The following is a 362-nucleotide window of genomic DNA, read 5'->3' on the forward strand; positions in this document are numbered from 1 at the left end:
CCGATGTCGGGCCAGATCCTGGATGCAACGCTGGTGGCGGCTCCAAAGCAGCGCAACACGAACGCCGAGAAAGCCGATCTCCGGGCAGGCCGTATTCCCGAAGACTGGCAGGACAAGCCGTCAAAGCTGTCGCACAAGGATCGCCATGCGCGCTGGACGCTGAAGTTCACGAAAGCGAAGCGGCAGGACGATGGAACCATGCCGTCGAGTGATCTCGCTATCCCATTCTTTGGCTACAAACCCCACGTCTCCATCGACCGGAAGTATCGGTTCATCCGCAAATGGAAGACAACAGATGCCGCCGCCAGTGATGGCGCGCGATTGAGAGAGGGGCTTCTGGATAAAGCCAATACSGCCTCAAG

At 58.7% G+C, this 362-nt stretch carries 1 pseudogene; it reads left to right on the plus strand.

Annotated features, from left to right (window positions below):
- Positions 1-362 (plus strand): annotated as a pseudogene (locus tag KP705_RS19500) (IS5/IS1182 family transposase); the annotation flags it as partial.

This window comes from Gluconobacter sp. P1D12_c (assembly GCF_018812105.1).
Taxonomy (GTDB): domain Bacteria; phylum Pseudomonadota; class Alphaproteobacteria; order Acetobacterales; family Acetobacteraceae; genus Gluconobacter; species Gluconobacter oxydans_A.